17 protein-coding genes are annotated in these 16672 nt (G+C 65.3%); 7 read left to right on the top strand and 10 right to left on the bottom strand.

Annotated elements, in window-relative coordinates; all coding sequences use genetic code 11:
• Window positions 1-20 precede the first annotated feature (20 nt).
• The gene (locus ACQP2U_RS27370; protein WP_433710086.1) at window positions 21-590 is read left to right on the top strand and encodes a class I SAM-dependent methyltransferase; all 570 of its coding nucleotides are present in this window, start codon (window positions 21-23) and stop codon (window positions 588-590) included.
• 104 nt (window positions 591-694) lie between these two features.
• Here the strand turns inward: ACQP2U_RS27370 and ACQP2U_RS27365 are convergent, their stop codons facing one another.
• Both ACQP2U_RS27365 and ACQP2U_RS27360 read right to left on the bottom strand, forming a co-directional pair.
• Window positions 695-1255, bottom strand: a complete 561-nt coding sequence (locus ACQP2U_RS27365; RefSeq protein WP_433710085.1) for a hypothetical protein — start codon at window positions 1253-1255, stop codon at window positions 695-697.
• Window positions 1255-3147: a DEAD/DEAH box helicase gene (locus tag ACQP2U_RS27360; protein ID WP_433710084.1), complete on the bottom strand. Its 1893-nt coding sequence runs from the start codon at window positions 3145-3147 to the stop codon at window positions 1255-1257. The genes ACQP2U_RS27365 and ACQP2U_RS27360 overlap by 1 nt, the downstream gene beginning before the upstream one ends.
• A 143-nt stretch (window positions 3148-3290) precedes the next feature.
• Between ACQP2U_RS27360 and ACQP2U_RS27355 the strand changes: the two genes are divergently transcribed.
• Window positions 3291-4031, top strand: a complete 741-nt coding sequence (locus ACQP2U_RS27355; RefSeq protein ID WP_433716596.1) for a TetR/AcrR family transcriptional regulator — start codon at window positions 3291-3293, stop codon at window positions 4029-4031.
• A gap of 68 nt (window positions 4032-4099) precedes the next feature.
• Here ACQP2U_RS27355 and ACQP2U_RS27350 read toward each other — a convergent pair whose 3' ends face one another.
• Window positions 4100-4294: a DUF7455 domain-containing protein gene (locus ACQP2U_RS27350; protein WP_029903635.1), complete on the bottom strand. Its 195-nt coding sequence runs from the start codon at window positions 4292-4294 to the stop codon at window positions 4100-4102.
• 273 nt (window positions 4295-4567) lie between these two features.
• Between ACQP2U_RS27350 and ACQP2U_RS27345 the strand changes: the two genes are divergently transcribed.
• Window positions 4568-4942, top strand: a complete 375-nt coding sequence (locus ACQP2U_RS27345; protein WP_433710083.1) for a DUF952 domain-containing protein — start codon at window positions 4568-4570, stop codon at window positions 4940-4942.
• Between the two features lies 1 nt (window position 4943).
• On the opposite strand, the gene ACQP2U_RS27340 is transcribed toward ACQP2U_RS27345, so the two are convergent.
• The gene (locus ACQP2U_RS27340) at window positions 4944-5588 is read right to left on the bottom strand and encodes a response regulator (protein WP_397028487.1); all 645 of its coding nucleotides are present in this window, start codon (window positions 5586-5588) and stop codon (window positions 4944-4946) included.
• Window positions 5585-6778, bottom strand: a complete 1194-nt coding sequence (locus ACQP2U_RS27335; protein WP_433710082.1) for a sensor histidine kinase — start codon at window positions 6776-6778, stop codon at window positions 5585-5587. The genes ACQP2U_RS27340 and ACQP2U_RS27335 overlap by 4 nt, the downstream gene beginning before the upstream one ends.
• A gap of 127 nt (window positions 6779-6905) precedes the next feature.
• Between ACQP2U_RS27335 and ACQP2U_RS27330 the strand changes: the two genes are divergently transcribed.
• Together ACQP2U_RS27330 and ACQP2U_RS27325 are read left to right on the top strand one after the other, a co-directional pair.
• Window positions 6906-7388 carry a cation:proton antiporter regulatory subunit gene (locus ACQP2U_RS27330; RefSeq protein WP_433710081.1) on the top strand — a complete coding sequence of 161 codons (483 nt, stop codon included), beginning with the start codon at window positions 6906-6908 and terminating at the stop codon, window positions 7386-7388.
• A gap of 4 nt (window positions 7389-7392) precedes the next feature.
• Window positions 7393-8577, top strand: coding sequence for a cation:proton antiporter (locus ACQP2U_RS27325; protein ID WP_433710080.1), 1185 nt, complete (start codon window positions 7393-7395; stop codon window positions 8575-8577).
• On the opposite strand, the gene ACQP2U_RS27320 is transcribed toward ACQP2U_RS27325, so the two are convergent.
• Complete coding sequence (locus tag ACQP2U_RS27320) at window positions 8479-9423, bottom strand: rhomboid-like protein (protein ID WP_433710079.1); 945 nt, start codon at window positions 9421-9423, stop codon at window positions 8479-8481. The genes ACQP2U_RS27325 and ACQP2U_RS27320 overlap by 99 nt on opposite strands.
• Window positions 9424-10255: 832 nt before the next feature.
• Here ACQP2U_RS27320 and ACQP2U_RS27315 point away from each other — a divergent pair.
• Entirely contained in the window at window positions 10256-11032 is a 777-nt protein-coding gene (locus ACQP2U_RS27315; protein WP_433710078.1) for an MHYT domain-containing protein, read from the top strand.
• A gap of 16 nt (window positions 11033-11048) precedes the next feature.
• On the opposite strand, the gene ACQP2U_RS27310 is transcribed toward ACQP2U_RS27315, so the two are convergent.
• The 3 genes from ACQP2U_RS27310 to ppgK form a co-directional block, all read right to left on the bottom strand.
• Window positions 11049-11936: an MHYT domain-containing protein gene (locus ACQP2U_RS27310; RefSeq protein WP_433710077.1), complete on the bottom strand. Its 888-nt coding sequence runs from the start codon at window positions 11934-11936 to the stop codon at window positions 11049-11051.
• 414 nt (window positions 11937-12350) lie between these two features.
• The gene (locus ACQP2U_RS27305; protein WP_433710076.1) at window positions 12351-13712 is read right to left on the bottom strand and encodes an RNA polymerase sigma factor; all 1362 of its coding nucleotides are present in this window, start codon (window positions 13710-13712) and stop codon (window positions 12351-12353) included.
• Between the two features lie 196 nt (window positions 13713-13908).
• A complete protein-coding gene (gene ppgK / locus ACQP2U_RS27300; protein ID WP_433710075.1) occupies window positions 13909-14667 on the bottom strand; it encodes a polyphosphate--glucose phosphotransferase in 759 nt (252 codons plus the stop codon).
• A 180-nt stretch (window positions 14668-14847) separates the two neighbouring features.
• Between ppgK and ACQP2U_RS27295 the strand changes: the two genes are divergently transcribed.
• Entirely contained in the window at window positions 14848-15753 is a 906-nt protein-coding gene (locus ACQP2U_RS27295; protein WP_433710074.1) for an inositol monophosphatase family protein, read from the top strand.
• A 65-nt stretch (window positions 15754-15818) separates the two neighbouring features.
• On the opposite strand, the gene cei is transcribed toward ACQP2U_RS27295, so the two are convergent.
• Complete coding sequence (gene cei / locus ACQP2U_RS27290; RefSeq protein WP_397028501.1) at window positions 15819-16499, bottom strand: envelope integrity protein Cei; 681 nt, start codon at window positions 16497-16499, stop codon at window positions 15819-15821.
• Between the last annotated feature and the right edge of the window lie 173 nt (window positions 16500-16672).

Genomic DNA, 16672 nt, shown 5'->3' with positions numbered 1-16672 from the left:
CCGCTCCTAGCGTGAATCGCATGGCGATGAACTACCTCCACACAATGGTGTGCCGATCGGCGGCGTGGGAACGTACGAGTACGACGCGGATCGTCCCGTGGGCGCTGTCCGGCCTCGACCTGGGTGCGTCCGCACTCGAGATCGGGCCCGGCTACGGTGCCAATATCCGCGCCTTGCGAGCACGCGCCGATACGCTGACCGGAGTCGAGATCGATCCGGTGCTCGCCGATCGACTGCGTGCTCGGCACGGCGCCGCGATGACGGTGATCCAGGCCGACGGCGCGGATATGCCCTTGCCGCCGAGGCAATTCGACTCGGTCGTGTGCTTCACCATGCTGCACCACGTACCCACTGTCGGTGCACAGGACGCGCTGTTCGCCGAAGCCCTACGCGTCCTGCGTCCTGGCGGTGTATTCGCAGGCAGCGACGGTCTCGACGGCCGCATATTCCGCCTGCTGCACCTCGGCGACACCTGCGTGCCGGTACCGCCCGAGCATGCCGCCGACCGGCTCACCCGAGTCGGCTTCACCGATGTCGAGATCGAAACCGGCGAACGTAGTTTTCGCTTCCGCGCCCGCCGTCCGGAGTGAGAAGGTCGAGCACTGACCAGCCCGTGGCCCTTGGCGACCTGATCGTGTTCGGCGTCGAGCTGACCATCCGTGGCTCGGCCCAGGGACAGCCACCGGAAAACGTTTCAGCGCATGGTTATTGTGGCCTCGAAGTATTCGACAGGATCGAGTGCATTGATCGACGTCCAGCGGGGTGACTCGACCGGAGCCGCCGAATCTTCAGGCGCGGCTTGGAAATAGCCCTGGATCTCCAGTGCCAGCCGAGGATTCTCGTCCACGCGTCGCGCCATGTCGTAGTGCACCGCGAGGACGTGCACGCACCGGGCAGTGCGGGCCGAACAGGAACAGTCCGTTCCGGCCGGATCCGGCGCCGGTCTGATTCCAGCGTCGACCAATGCCCGATGCATTTCGTCGGTGAGAACTGTTGTGTCCGGAATGATTTCGGCGATGGCCGTGATGGCCGAGCGGGGCAGCGGCGCGACTTCGAGATGTATTACCGAGGCCTGCCCACCGCGGTGGATGGTGGCATGCACGATGCGGCCCTCGATGCTCGCCTGGACACCGTTGTTGCGGGCGATGCTGCGAGCACGGGGGAGTAGCGGGTCCGGCCGGGTCTGGCGCAGCGGTTCGGCAAGCCGGACCCAGTCTCTACCCCACGCCGTATAACCGAATTCGTTGTCCGCCATCAGTTCTCCCTCTTGCGGCGCAGGATCTCGACGAGCTGGTCGTCGTCGAGGCGGGCCAGTGCGGCGATGCCCGCGGAATCGCTGAGGTCCGCGAGCGCGGATTTGCGGTCGTGCATGCCCGCGATGTGTTCCTCGACGGTGGTGCCCGAGGTCAGAGTGGTAATGGTGACGGTGCGGGTCTGCCCGATCCGGTGCACCCGGTCGGAGGCCTGGGCTTCCACGGCCGGATTCCACCACCGGTCGAAATGGATGACGTCGGCGGCACGCGTCAGGGTGAGCCCGGTGCCCGCGGCGCGCAGACTCAGGATCAGCACGGGCGGACCGTCTTCGGCTTGGAAGCTCGAAACGATCTCGGCGCGCTCGGCCTGGTCGAGTCCACCGTGGAAGAACGGTGCCCGCACGCCGAATTGCTCGTGCAGGTGGCGGACCAGCAGATCGCCGGTGGCACGGTACTGGGTGAATATCAGTGTCGGATCACCGGTTTCGAGATTGTTGGCCACGATATCGGTGCACAGGTCCAGCTTTCCGGATCGGCCCGCCAATTCATCGAGCTCACCGGTGATCAGCCCCGGATGGTTGCAGACCTGCTTGAGGGCGGTCAGTGCCGCGAGCACCCGGCTCTGTCGTTGTGCGCCGTGGCCGAAGCCGTCATCGATGGCCTTATCGAGTAGTTGGTCGTAGCGCCGTTCCTGTTCGATTGTCAGATCGCAGAGCAGATCGCTGTGGATTTTCGCGGGCAGCGACGCGGCGACCTGAGCCTTCTTACGCGCCAACAGCACCGGTTCGAGCGCATCTCGCAGCCGGGTCGCAGCGGCCGCTGAACCCTCGTGGATTGGCCGGACGAACCGTCGTCGGAATTGCGTGCGATGCCCGAACAGCCGTGGCGCCACCAGATTCAGCAGTGCCCACAGCTCCTCGAGATGGTTCTCCACCGGCGTACCCGTCAGCGCGACCTTCGCATCAGCCGTCAATGCCCGCGCCGCCTTGGATACCTGGGTGCGCGGATTCTTCAGCGCTTGCGCCTCATCGAAAACGACTGTCGCCCAAGATCGACCGGCCAACACGCCACCGTGCAACCGCAACATCGGATACCCGGTCACCACAACGGTCCCGGCCTCATTCGCGACCTCACCCCCACGCCATAGCAGCGGCCGCAGTCCCGGCGCGAACCGTGTGATCTCATGCACCCAGTTCCCGACCAATGACGTCGGACAAACCACGAGCTGCGTCCCACACTCGGCTCGCCCGAGCAGAAATCCGATGGTCTGCACCGTCTTTCCGAGACCCATCTCATCGGCCAACACCGCCCCGCCGTGCGCCGCGACCGTCTCGTGCAGCCACCCCGTGCCTCGCACCTGATACGGCCGCAACTCCGCCTTCAGCCCCGCCCGCAATTCCGCACCCACGGACCGCGTTTCACGCAACACCCGGGCCGCGCGTTCGGTGGACACAATCGAGGTTCCGGCGGCGTCAGGGACAGCGTGCGCCGCGATGGGCAGCAGCACCGAATCGTCCGGACGACCCACTGACGCCGACCGCGATATGCCGCCCACCGGATCAGACGCGGTCTCGCACTCGAATTGTGCCGCGGCTTCGCGACGAGGTGTGTTGAGTACCGGGGAGTGCTGGGTCCGAGTGGTCACCCCTGAATGCGTCTGCGCATCGCATGGTTCGGGTCCGCCCAGCAGGACCGCGCGCCAAGCATGTACGGACGGGCCCGCGTCATCGAGGTCCAGCTTCAACAGTTCGTCGGGATCAACGAGTGCGCACTCGACATCGGTGACGGCGATCGTGCCCTGAGTTCCCGTGGGCACCGCTAAAGGAAGCGTTTCCCGATCGCCGTCGGGCGCGCGGCCGGGCGTGGAGCCGGTCCACGTCCACAGCGCGAACATGTGGCGGTCGGGTAGGTAGGTGGCCTGTGTGCTGGGCAGAGCGGTCCCCTAGATCGTCGTATTGTGTACGGAGTATTATAACAACGTACCGCGTACTGAATTAATTCCGAGAGGACCGCGTGACCGACCAGGCGAAACAGCTGATGAGCCTGCTCTGGCGGCATGCGGTGCCACCGCGACCGGGCACGCGCGGCCCGAAACAGACGGTGAGCGTCGACGCGGTGATCGCCGCCGCGATCGACCTCGCCGATCGGGAGGGGTACGAGAAGGTGTCGATCCGCGCGGTTGCCGCCGAACTCGGCCTGCGCCCGATGAGCCTCTATACCTATGTGCCGAGCAAAGAGGCTTTGACCGTGTTGATGGTCGACACGGTTGCTCTAGCGGACGTGCCCATCCCGACCGATATCCCGGTCCGTGACCGTATGTCCGCGATCGCTGAGCAGGTCCGTGCGGAATTGATGGCGCATTCGTGGTTGCTCGAGGTACCACCGTGGCGGCTGGTGCTCGGTCCGGGCCGGATGCGCCGCTATGAACGACAGCTGGGCGCGATCGAGGGGATCGGCTTATCCGATCTGGCTATGGATCGGGTGATCGCGGTGCTGTCGGAATTCGCGACCGGAAATGCGCGGATGGCGATCGCCGGAATTCGCGGTACCGCGGAGGTGACCGATGCGCAGTGGTGGGAGCAGCACGGCCCGCTGCTCAGCGAGGTCATGTCGGCCGAGGAGTTCCCGATAGCCTCGCGGGTCGGTGCGGCGGTAGGCGAACGCTATCAAGCGCCGTCGGACCCGGAGGGCGACTTCGCCTTCGGTCTCGGGAAGCTCCTCGACGGCATCCTGTCCGGAATAGTGGGATCGGACACGCCGACAGCGGGCGACCTGTAGGTCGCCCGCTGTCATCTATCAGCGCTGTTCTGTTTTTCGATGCTGTTGTGTCGGGACGCGAGGATAGGTCAGAGCGCGGGAGCCGATTCCGTATCGATCACGGCTTCGAGCTCACGCAAGCGATCCATGTGTTCATTCGCGTGGTGCTGGCAGAAGAGCAACTCGCCACCTGCGGGCAATACGGCACGAACTCGTGCGGCAGCACCGCAGCGGTCGCAACGATCGACCGCGGTCAGTGGGGTGCTTGTCAGGGTTCCTGGCATGACTCCTCCGTCCTGGCTCCCGGCACTACAGTCCGTTCACCTGGTGTGGGGCCCGTGGTCACTCCGCGGGCTCGCTACCGCTACTTCCCAGCAGGGGTATGACTACTCTGTCAGACGTTCGGGACGGGGGCTTTGTTCCCGGAAGTGATTCTGTGTGTTTTCGATAACACCACCTGGGATTTCGCTACTGGCGAACATCACTGGTCAGGTATCGAACTCCACTCGACCACGATCACGAACAGGCCTATCCAGTTGTCTACCGGGAGATTACCCGTGATCCATGACACTCACACGCTCGTTCACATTTGCACTCTCGCCGAATGGCTGACCGCCCGGCAAACCGGCGAGTACCGCCCGGAATCGTTCGCCGAGATCGAATTCATCCATCTCTCCACGCCACAGCAGGCGCATCTGCCTGCCAATCGACTGTTCGCCGGACGGCGGGATATGGTGCTGCTGCGCATCGATCCAGCCCGCGTCGGCGCGCCGGTGAAATGGGAACCGGGCGTGCCCACCGATCCTGAATCGATGCTGTTCCCCCATCTGTACGGTCCGCTGCCCGTCGGCGCGGTCACGGCGGTGGTCGAGTACCAGCCCGGTCCGGACGGCACCTTCGCCGCGCTCGACCCGAACTTTCCGGAGTCCTGACCTACCGGTCCCTGGCCTCGCGCGCCACGATGGCGGCCTGAACGCGAGACCGCACACCGAGTTTGGTGAGTACGCGCGAGACATGTGTTTTGACTGTTGTCTCACCGATGAACAGCCGCGCGGCGATCTGCGCATTGGAAAGACCGTCGCCGAGGCAGTCGAGCACTTCGCGTTCGCGTTCGGTCAGCTCGTCCAGACCGTCCGGCGCGGGCTGACTCGATTCACCATCGGTCGAGGCGAACGCATTGATCACCGCGGCGGTCACCTCGGGGGCGAGCACGCCGTCACCCGCGGCCACCGCGCGCACCGCATCGACAAGTGCTTGTCCCGACGCGGATTTCAGCACGAAGCCGGACGCACCCGCGCGCAGCGTTCGGAAGACGTACTCGTCCAGATCGAAGGTCGTCAGGATGAGCACCCTGGCCAGGCCGTCATCGGTGATGCGGCCGGTGGCGGTGATACCGTCGACGCCCGGCATGCGGACATCCATCAGCACCACATCCGGGCGCAGCGCCCTGGCCTGTGCCACCGCGATATCGCCGTCGGCGGCCTCGCCGACCACCTCGATGCCATCGGCGGTCTCCAGGATCATCCGCAGTCCGGCCCGGATCGCGCCGTGGTCGTCGGCGATCAGTACCCGGATCATCGCACCTCCGTCATCGAGATCGGAAGCCGTGCAAGGACTTCCCAGCCGTCGGCGCCGGGACCAGCGGTGAAGGTGCCGCCGAGCGCCACGGCTCGTTCCCGCATATTCATCAGGCCGCTGTGGCGCGCGTCGTCGGTCGGTCGATCGCGCACAAGTATGGGATTGCGCACCGCGAGGGTCAAATCCGTTGCCTCCGTGTGCACGTCGATATCGACCTCCTGTCCCGGCGCGTGTTTCATGGCATTCGTCAATGCCTCTTGGACGATTCGGTAGGCGGCTTGGTCGACCGCGCTCGGCAGTGCCGTCCCGTTCAGCGAATCCCGCACGCGCACGGTGATTCCGGCGGCGCGGGCCGCATCGACGAGGATCGGCAACTGGGCCAGTTTGCGCGGTGCGGACGCATCGTCCTCGGCGCCGTCGTCGCGGCGTAGCAGACCGATCATGGTGCGCATCTCCTGCAGCGCGCTGACACTATTGGACCGGATCGACGACATGATCCCGGCGACAGTGGGATCGGTGTCCTGCAGGGCCAGCACGCCGAGCGCCGCTTCGGACTGGATCGCGATGGCCGACAGATGTCCCGCGATCACATCGTGCAGATCGCGCGCCATCGTCTTGCGTTCATCGGCGATGGCGGCGCGCCGATCCAATTCGGCGACCAATGTCATCGCCTGTGCGCGTTTGCGTTCGGCCTCGGCGATTTCCTTGTGCCCGCGCACCGACAGCGCCCACCATAGCGGGGTCGCGACGAAGGCGAACAGCGCGGCGATAGTGATCACCGCGACCCGCCAGTCGCCGAGCAGCAGCGCCAGCACGGTCAGTACCGCCGAGACCGCCCCGCAGACCGTGACCAGCAAGCGTGAACGCACGGGCGAGGCATACAGCACGCCCGCATAGATCAGATCCGAATAGATGAGCCAGACCGGCACCGTCGGGCCGAGTGCGAAATCGATGGCGAAGGGGATCAGCCCGATACCGAGCGCCGATATCGGCATGCGCCGCCGCAGGAAGGTCGCCACGCAGACCAGCGCGAGAACCGCGAACCGCACCGCAAGTGACGGGTCGCGGCTCAGATCACTGGCCATCTCGAACAGCCCGGTCAGATAGAGCGCGGCACCCAGTACGAGCGCGAAGGCGGCGACCAGCGCGTCCTGCGCGGTCGCCGACAAAGCATCCCACTGCCGTCGCATCGCCCCATCACAGCACATGCCCGCGCGTCACCGGGTCCGCCGAAGGAATGAGTCCCGGTCGATCAGACGACCAACCTGATCGGACCAGCTCGGGCGATCAGTCCTTTTTGCCGGTTAGGGTGTAGGTGTGAACGTCGATGTCACCGCCCTACCCGGGATCGGGGTACGCAAAGACTTCCAGCTGCGATCGGGTCGCTGGATCGGTGTGGTCGACCACCGTGACGGTGGCATCGATCTGATCGTCTCCAAACCCGATGACCCGGACTCATGCGCCGCACAAGTGCCGCTGACCCAGGACGAGGCCTCGGTGCTCGCCAACCTACTCGGCTCGCCACAGCTGGTGGCGAAGCTACGGGAGGATCACCGCGACCTACCCGGGATCACCACCCGCCAGCTACCCATAGGCGAGGATTCGCCGTATGAGGGCCGCACCCTCGGCGAGACCGGAATGCGCACACGCACCAAGGCTTCCATCGTCGCGGTGATGCGCGCCGGGCAGCTGCATCCCTCGCCGGGACCGGATTTCACCTTCACCGCCGATGACATACTCGTGGTCGTCGGTACTCCCGACGGTCTGGACGCGGCCGCGAAGATCCTGACGCACGGGTGAGAGCGTGAACGCAACCGCGCTCGCCCTCGTCGAGCTCGGGGCGGTGTTATTCGCCCTAGGAATGCTCGGGAGAGTGGCGGCACGATTCGGCATGTCCCCGATTCCGCTATATCTGCTCGGTGGGCTGGCTTTCGGCCAGGGCGGATTCATCCAACTGGGCGCCGCGAACGAATTCGGCCATATCGCAGGCGAAATCGGCGTGGTGCTGCTATTGCTATTGCTCGGCCTCGAGTACACCGCCGCCGAGTTGGTGACCGGATTGCGTCGTTCCTGGGCGGCAGGTCTGGTCGATCTCGTCGCGAACGCGACACCTGGCGTGGTGGTCGCCCTGGTTCTCGGCTGGGGGATGACCGGAGCCATCACCATGGCCGGAGTCACCTACATCTCGTCCTCGGGCATCGTCGCCAAGGTGCTCAACGACCTCGGCCGCCTTGGTAACCGGGAAACCCCGGTTATCCTGTCGATTCTGGTCTTCGAGGATCTCGCGATGGCGATGTATCTGCCCATCCTCACCGCGGTCCTGGCCGGTACGAGCCTGCTGAGCGGGCTGACCGTGCTCGGTCTAGCGCTGGCTACTGTGACCGTCGTGCTGGTCGTCGCGCTGCGGTATGGCCGGTACGTCTCGGCGATCGTGGACAGCGCCGACCGCGAGGTGTTCCTGTTGAAGCTGCTGGGCGCCGCGCTGCTGGTCGCCGGATTAGCGTCGGCGCTGAATGTTTCGGCGGCGGTCGGCGCATTCCTGCTCGGCATCGCGATCTCTGGTTCGACCGCCCACGAAGCGACGAAATTATTGGAACCCATCCGGGACCTGTTCGCGGCGATCTTCTTCGTGGCCTTCGGACTCAGCACCGATCCCGGTGCTATTCCGCCCGTGCTCGGTTGGGCGATCCTGCTCGCGGTGATCACTGTGGTGACCAAGATCGCGACCGGCTGGTGGGCGGCGAGTCGACAGGGCATCCGCCGGATGGGCCGCGCCCGCGCGGGCACGGCGCTGGTCGCGCATGGTGAATTCTCCATCGTCATCGCCGGTCTGGCGGTGAGTATGGGTGGGGTAGACGGCCAAATCGCCGGACTGGCCTCGGCCTACGTGCTACTGATGGCGGTGCTCGGCCCGATCGCGGCCCGCGTCGTCGAACCGGTCATCGGCGTGGTGCAGCGCCGCTTCAGCCCCGCTGTCAGCACCGGATAATGGCTGCGCCGCAACGGACCTCGACCCGGAATCGCCACTGGCCGCGGGAATTCGAGCGGCCGTAAGCGGATTCGTCGCTGTCGCCGGTATCGGCGCGGCGGAAGTCTCACGTTCGGCGCGCAGGCGTTCGATCCGTCGCCAGAAGGTCGATGCGACGAATCCGACCGCCAAACCGATCAGCGCCGCGCACATATGCCCGTAGTCGGTGAAGGTGGGGCCGATCATGAGCGCCGAGCCGAGGAAAACGACGATGACACCCGCCCACAGCGCGCGGACCACACCGCGGAAATGGAAGGCCATGGCCGCCAGCACGGCGGTGAATCCGTAGCTGGTGCCGACATCCGCCGCGTACTGCACGCGCACCGGAATGACGTGATGGTCGATGGCATGGTCGATCGCGGTGACAGTGAGCAGTGTCGCGCCGATATGGCCGCTCGCGAACAGCAGAATCCAGCGGCTGGTGCCGAGCCAGCGCTCGGCGAAGCCCATTATCACCAGGATCTCGGCGATGGTGATCCACGGAAATTGGCCCTGGGTCCAGAACGCCGATGCCACCAGCACCTGGATCGGGTTGTGCTGCATGTTGTAGAGATTGGTGGAGGCCGAGAAGATGAGTCTGCGTTCCACCGAATCGCCGACCCCGCGCAGCGTCCACCACGTGACGAACAAGGTGAACGCATAAGCCGTGCTGGCCGGTGCGCCGGACAGGTGCTGGCGCAGTTCCGGCAGCAGTCGGCGCAGCAACCGGGGCCGACGCGCCCAGGACCAGATCGCGCGCAACTCGTCCCCGAGGTCGACGGTCTGCGTCCAGGGGGAGTGGAGTCGGCGCAAAGTGGGGGCAACCACATGCACAAGTCTGCCGGTTCCGAGGCACTTCTGCCCGCAGACCCGCCCGGTCTGTGTCCTGGCTCACCTGAGCTGGTCTTTCCGGATCTGTTGGCGATTCATGTCCGGCTCCGCAGAGTCGGTCCGCCGACCAAGGGCGTGACTGTTGGACCGTTCTCCTCGCCGCTGCGCGCATGAGCGGTCGCACTGGCCTCGCGCTGCCGCACGATCAGCAACCGGCGAAACGCTGCCCGCCCGATCCGACGACGCCCGCTCGCTCGGCGACATGCGATCGGCCTTCGGTGCCGGGTATGACGATTCCGACCGCGAATACATCGTGCTCGGTGACGCCGGCCGACGAATCGCCAAAGGTACGACCCTGATGTCCACCACCTTCGGCAACCTCTGCTGGTTCGCACGCTAATACTGCCGACGGGTGCCGAGCACACGACGCTGGTCAAGTCCGGTTGGCGACTGAGGCTGATCCGGCTCGGCGGTCCTGGGCCGCAATGTGACTCGGCATGTGTACCGAAATGCTGCGATGTTCTTGCAGATGTGCGAACGCCCGCCGTGGACTGTCGCATTCGCGAGATGCATTGTGTCCCAGCAATATCGGTGCTGATCGATTGCCAGAAGCGGGCAATCTGCAAGATTCGGGGGCGGGGAACCGTTCGGTATGTATGGGACACGTGGGTCACCGCCGGGTAGCTGGCGCCGTCTTACTGACTGGATTCATCCCATGACAAATTTAGCGGACGGTAGTACTGTAAATCGCCTACCTGCTGGTTTGTACAAGCGGGCGGGCTCGTGCTGTCACGATAATGGCCGAGGTCTGCCCAACGAGGGAGTTCGCGTGCTGGAAATCAACCACTTCAGCCACGGGTTGCTCACGCCGGTTGTGGCCTATCTGATGTCATTCACCGGATCATTGCTAGGGCTGCGGTGCGTGGTCCGAGCGCGGGCCGGTAGCGGCCACGCCGGATGGCTCGTCGCCGCCGCGGTCGCCATCGGCGGCACCGGTATCTGGGTCATGCATTTCATTGCCATGCTGGGCTTTTCGATCCACGGCGCCTCGATCCGCTACGACGTGCCGATCACCCTGCTCAGCGCGGTGATCGCGATGGTGGTGGTGTGGATCGGCTTACGGGTCGCGCAGATGCCGGGCTTGGAGCCGGTGGCGCTGTACATCGGCGGTGCGATCACCGGTGTAGGCGTCGGCGCCATGCACTATTCCGGCATGTACGCGATGAGATCCGATGCGGTCATCGAATACGACGGACGAATCGTGTTGGTGTCCATGGTGATCGCGGTGATCGCCGCGACGGCGGCACTGTGGTTCGCGCTACATGTCCGCGGCACCCTGGCCACCATCGGTGCTGCGCTGGTGATGGGCGTGGCGGTCTGCGGCATGCACTACACCGGCATGTTCGCGATGCATGTGCAGAACGGCCACCATATGCATCCGCCCGCTGGCGCTGGCGCGACCCAACTGCTTACTCCGCTGACGGTCGGCGTCGGCATGGTGACCATGATGCTGCTACTGCATATCGGCATCACCGATGTCGAGGATCCGGCCTACGACGGTGCACGCGGACCGCGACCGGCGCGCTATTGGCCGACAAGGGACTGAGTCCACATCGCATCACTCAGTCAGCTTGTCGCGCGGGCGATTTCGCTGAACTCAGGGACGCGGGCACCTCGGTCCGGATGGGCCAGTACGCCGTCGCGGACGGCATCATCTCCGACTGCACGGGTGGCAGCGGCGGTAGCGGATCGAGTTTGGCGCGTGATGCGATGCGCAGCGGCGGCAGTTCGATACTTCGGTCGATCTCGGTCAGGCTGACGCTGATGAGCAGGAGCATGGTCACCACGCTGGCCACCACAATCAGTGGTGCGATCAGATCCATGGCACCGGCCCCTTCGGGGACGTGGGCATCTCCGGTGTGCGCGTGCATCGCCGACATTCCGGTGTAGTGCATCCCGCAGACCGCCACGCCCATGATCAGTCCGGCACCGACGGTCGCCACAAATCCCTTGACCCGCAACGTGAACCACAGCGCAACCGTGGCCGCGACCACCGCGATGACCAGTGATAGCCCGACGCGGCGCGCGTCGTAGGTGATCATCGCATTCGACTTCAGCGCGTACATACCCATGTAATGCATGGCCCCGACGCCGAGCCCAGTGATCGTGCCACCGCTGAGCAGGCCGAGCAGTGAGGGTTCGGGTTTGACGACGATGAAAAGCCCGATTCCGACCACGGCGATCGCGGTGATCGCGCTGAGCAGAGTGAGTGGAATGTCGAACCGTATCTCCGAGCCGCGGATCGAAAAGCCCAGCATGGCGATGAAATGCATGACCCAGATACCAGTGCCGCCGATCGCGACCGCGGCGCCGAGCAGCCAGCCGACCCGATCCTTACCGGTGCGGCCCCGCGCGGCGCACTGCAAGCCGAGCAGGCATCCGGTCACCGACATGGTGTAGGCCAGCAGTGGGGTCAGCAGACCGTAACTGAAATGGTAGATATCGAGCACGCACGCCCCCATTGCCGAAGAAAAACATCGGCGATTGAAACAACAGAGGGTCAGACGATACGACAGCGATCGAACCGGCGGGGGTCTAAATTTGGTTTCGCAGAAGTGGTTTCGGTCACTTTTGGGTTTGATTGAAACCCGAATTGGTTAACGGAACGGACGCTGTCTCGGTTGCCGCCACATGGCTGGTCGATTGCCCCTCAGAACGCCGAAAGATTCTGTGGCAGAAGCGGTTCGGCTCAACAGTGTGGAAAACCGCAATAGGCACAGTCTGATTCGGCGGTAGCCGGGGCGCAGGCGGATCGAATGCGGGCAGAGTTGCCGGTCGATGCAATGACAAGGAGACCGGAGTGTGAAAAGCAAAGCGCCCGCGCTATTGGGCGCGGGCGCTTGGCGAAAATCGAGCAGAACGAACTAGTCGAGGTAGTCGCGCAGGACCTGTGAGCGGCTCGGGTGGCGCAGCTTGCTCATGGTCTTCGACTCGATCTGCCGGATGCGCTCACGGGTGACCCCGTACACCTGGCCGATCTCGTCGAGGGTGCGCGGCTGGCCGTCGGTCAGGCCGAAGCGCAGCCGGACCACTCCCGCCTCGCGCTCGGACAGCGTCTCCAGGACCGACTGCAGCTGATCCTGCAGCAGCGTGAAGCTCACCGCGTCCACCGCGACGACGGCCTCGGAGTCCTCGATGAAGTCGCCGAGCTGGCTGTCGCCCTCATCGCCGATGGTCTGGTCCAGCGAGATGGGCTCACGTGCGTACTGCTGGATCTCGAGGACCTTCTCCGGCGTGATGTCCATTTCCTTGGCCAGCTCCTCCGGGGTGGGCTCGCGGCCCAGATCCTGGAGCAGCTCGCGCTGGATGCGGCCGAGCTTGTTGATGACCTCGACCATATGCACCGGGATACGGATGGTGCGGGCCTGATCGGCCATGGCGCGGGTAATGGCCTGCCGGATCCACCAGGTGGCGTACGTGGAGAATTTGTAGCCCTTGGTGTAGTCGAACTTCTCCACCGCGCGGATCAGACCGAGGTTGCCCTCCTGGATCAGGTCCAGGAATGCCATACCGCGACCGGTGTAGCGCTTGGCCAGCGAGACCACCAGACGCAGGTTGGCTTCGAGCAGATGGTTCTTGGCGCGGTTGCCATCGCGCACGATCCAGGTGTAGTCGCGGCGCATCGCGACCGGCAGCTTCTCACCCTGCTCGGCGAATTCGCGCACCTTCTCCGCCGCATAGAGACCGGCCTCGATCCGCTTGGCGAGTTCGACCTCCTCTTCGGCGTTGAGCAGTGCGACCTTGCCGATCTGCTTGAGGTAGGCGCGCACCGAGTCGGCCGATGCGGTGAGCTCGGCATCCTTGCGAGCCTGGCGCAGGGCCTCGGATTCCTCCTCGTCCCAGACGAAGTCGCCGGAGGCCTTGTCCGCGGCGGACGGTTCGTCGGCCTCGGCCTCCTCGGCGACCTCCTCCACCAGTTCCTCGGCCTCGTCGGCGAGGTCGTCCTCGGACACCTCGAGATCGCCGAGATCCTCCAGATCCAGATCCTCGGTCTCGACGTTCTCTTCGCCGCCGGGTTCGCCCTCGGGACCGGCCTTCTTCGGTCCGGCCTTCTTGGCCGGGCCCTTGGTGGCCTTCGCGGCGGCCTTCTTGGCCGGAGCCTTCTTGGCGGCGGCCTTCTTGGCCGGAGCCTTCTTCGCGGCAGCCTTGCGGACCGGCCGTGCTTCGGTTACATCTGCGGAGTCGGCATCGGCCGATTCGGCGGTCTGACGGGTCGTGGCTACCACGTACGCCCTTTCGTGACGGTCTCGTGCGGCGTCACGCCAGAGTGGTGTTCCGGCGGAGCGGTCTGTCGGGTTTCACCGGCTGAGCGCCGGGTCTGGGGTTTCCGGCTCGCGGCCGGAGTACGTTCCATTGTAACGATCGAACCAGGGTACCTACGGCACGATCCCAGCAACGGCTAATGCCACACCCTCCGCGCGTCTACGGTGCGATGCCGGCATCGATCGCCATGGCCGCGCCGACGATGCCCGCGGTGTTCTCCAGTCGCGCGGGAATCACCGGGGTTCGGTTGGTGAGCAACGGAATCCATTGCTCGGCATCTCGACTGATGCCCCCACCTGCGACGAAGACCTTCGGCCAGAACAAATTCTCCAGCCCACTGAGCACAATGCTGACCTGTGCGGCCCACTGCTCGTAGGTCAGGCCGTCGCGATCCTTGATCGAGGCAGCGGCGCGGTGTTCGGTCTCCATCCCGCCGATCTCCAGATGGCCGAGTTCGGTGTTGGGCACCAGCGTGCCGTGGAAAAGCAGCGCAGAGCCGATGCCGGTGCCGAAGGTCAGTAGCAGCACCAGACCGTCGAAATCTTTTGCCGCCCCGTAGTGATCTTCGGCCAGTCCGGCCGCGTCGGCATCGTTGAGCACGGTGACGGTACGACCGTCGAGCGCGGAGGAGAACAGCGCCCGCGCGTCGGTGCCGATCCACGCTTTGTCGATGTTGGCGGCCGTCTGCGCGACGCCCTCCAACACGACCGAGGGCAGCGTGATGCCGACCGGGCCGTCCCAATCGGCCTGGGCGACCAGTTTGGCGACCGCGTCGGCGACCGCCTGCGGTGTCGAGGGATGCGGTGTCAGAATCTTTATCCGCTCATGGACCAATGCTCCGGTGGTCAGATCCACCGCGGCGCCCTTGACGCCGCTGCCACCGATATCGATACCGAATGCGTGCCCCCGAGCGGACATGACGTTCCCTCGTTCCCTGTGCTGGCCGATGTGATGAACGCGCCGCCGCGCAGGAACGCACCACCGGCTGGTCGCGGAGCATGCGGTGATGTGCCCGACGACGGCGTTGTGTCGTGCACGACAAGAGTAATGCGCGGGCATCGGTTCCCGTTCGCCGAGGATCTGTGATGGCATGGGGGCATGCCGGAGACCAGAGCGTCAGTTACCGCCCGACCGACCGCGACGCCATCCGAGGACGTTGCCGAATTGCGTCGGATCGCGGTCCAACTCGCCGAAACCGCGGCCGCGCATGTGCGCTCGCGCCGCCCCGAAGTATTCGGTCCGGAGGGTGCGCGCGATGGGGCCGTGCAGACCAAGGGCCACCCCACCGATCCGGTGACCATCGTCGATACCGAGACCGAGGAGCTGATCCGGCGCCTGCTCGGCGAAGCGCGCCCCGGCGATCCGATCCTCGGTGAAGAGGGCGGCGGCAGTCTGACCGGCGGTGACGAGGACACCGTGCACTGGGTGGTCGATCCGATCGACGGCACCGTGAACTTCCTGTACGGCATTCCGGGCTACGCGATTTCGGTGGCGGCGGTACGCGACGGACACCCCATCGCCGGTGCGGTCGTCGATGTCGCGCGAGCGGCGACCTACAGCGCCGCGGTCCGGATGGGTGCCACGAAGGTGACCGGTGACGGCACGGTGGAGCATTTGCGCTGTACACCGGTGCGATCAGCGGCGATGGCGTTGGTGTCCACCGGGTTCGCCTACGGCAAGCACCGCAGGGCCAGGCAGGCGGAACTGATCGCGCGGATCCTGCCGGAAATCCGCGATATCCGTCGTCTCGGCGCGGCGGCACTGGATTTGTGTTTCGTCGCCGAGGGCCGCATCGACGCGTACTACGAGCATGGACTCAACGCCTGGGACTGGGCCGCGGGCGCGTTGATCGCCGCCGAGGCGGGTGCACAACTGCGCTTGCCCGCGGCGACCAGCCCCGGTGCGGCAGGTGAATTGGTTCTCGCCGCCGCACCGGGCGTCGCGAACGAATTGACCGAACTGCTCGAACGCGTCGGCGCGACCACCGCGATCCCGGACGCCTGAAATAACGGATCGCCCCGGTCTGCCGAAGCGGCACACCGGGGCGATGAAGGTCGGTTCAGGAGAGGTCAGCAGCGCGCCGTACGCGCCGCTGACAACAGTTTGGGATCGATGGAAGGGGATCCGCCAGGCGCCGGATTCTTCAGCGATTTCAGCACTTCCTCGGCGTCGGGGCTCGGCCGCAGCGATTCGCCGAATACCGCACCGAGCACCAGGTCCACGGTGTCGTCGTTGCGCTGATCCTCGATCAGTTCTGCGCACGGGGCGACCAGCTGAACCGAGGCGGCGGCCGGTCGGCCGTTCACACCGAAGCGGATCTGGCCGGTACAGGTCAGGTCACCGTTGACATAGACCGGATCGTTACCGAATTGCTGCCCGGGCGCGCTCGCGAAGCCGAGATCACCGAGCGCCGAGGCGATGTGCGAGGCCTGACCGCTCTTGTTGTTCGCGTTCAGCACGCGGACCTTGGACGAGGCCAGCGCCGCTGGTTCGACGTCGGTCAGTCGTGATTGGCCGACCCGCTGACCCAACGGGGCCGGTTGGGGCGATTTCGCGTCGGTGGCCGGGCTCGGCGAATTGCACGCCATCGCGGTTCCGCTGCTGTCCTCGGTGGTCAGGGCCTTGATCCACACCACGGTGCAGATCAGGAGTAGGACGCCGACCAGGATCAACCATGGCTGGTTGCGTCGCCGGACGAAGGGTTGACCCGTTCGATCCGTTGCGCTGCCTTCGGTGATGAGTGAAACCACGTGCACACTCTACGAAAACGTTTCCCGACTGGGGGATGGCAGGCCGACGGAGTCGGCCGGGGGTGGGTAAATGCAGCGGGATGGCAGGCCGACGGAGTCGGCCGGGGGTGGGTAAATGCAGCGGGATGGCAGGCCGACGGAGTCGGCCGGGTGGGTAAATACGGGGTGGGTAA

The organism is Nocardia sp. CA-084685, from assembly GCF_050955785.1.
GTDB lineage: Bacteria > Actinomycetota > Actinomycetes > Mycobacteriales > Mycobacteriaceae > Nocardia.
Note: the sequence above shows the minus strand (reverse complement) of the source record. Positions and strands in the feature narration are given on the sequence as shown.

Bases quoted from the DNA above. Each gene is read 5' to 3' on its own strand.
- ACQP2U_RS27370 (WP_433710086.1), top strand. From the start codon at position 21: ATGGCGATGAACTACCTCCACACAATGGTGTGCCGATCGGCGGCGTGG.
- ACQP2U_RS27360 (WP_433710084.1), bottom strand. From the start codon at position 3,147: ATGTTCGCGCTGTGGACGTGGACCGGCTCCACGCCCGGCCGCGCGCCC.
- ACQP2U_RS27295 (WP_433710074.1), top strand. From the start codon at position 14,848: ATGCCGGAGACCAGAGCGTCAGTTACCGCCCGACCGACCGCGACGCCA.
- ACQP2U_RS27340 (WP_397028487.1), bottom strand. From the start codon at position 5,588: ATGATCCGGGTACTGATCGCCGACGACCACGGCGCGATCCGGGCCGGA.
- ACQP2U_RS27335 (WP_433710082.1), bottom strand. From the start codon at position 6,778: ATGCGACGGCAGTGGGATGCTTTGTCGGCGACCGCGCAGGACGCGCTG.
- ACQP2U_RS27365 (WP_433710085.1), bottom strand. From the start codon at position 1,255: ATGGCGGACAACGAATTCGGTTATACGGCGTGGGGTAGAGACTGGGTC.
- ppgK (WP_433710075.1), bottom strand. From the start codon at position 14,667: ATGTCCGCTCGGGGGCACGCATTCGGTATCGATATCGGTGGCAGCGGC.
- ACQP2U_RS27355 (WP_433716596.1), top strand. From the start codon at position 3,291: ATGAGCCTGCTCTGGCGGCATGCGGTGCCACCGCGACCGGGCACGCGC.
- ACQP2U_RS27350 (WP_029903635.1), bottom strand. From the start codon at position 4,294: ATGCCAGGAACCCTGACAAGCACCCCACTGACCGCGGTCGATCGTTGC.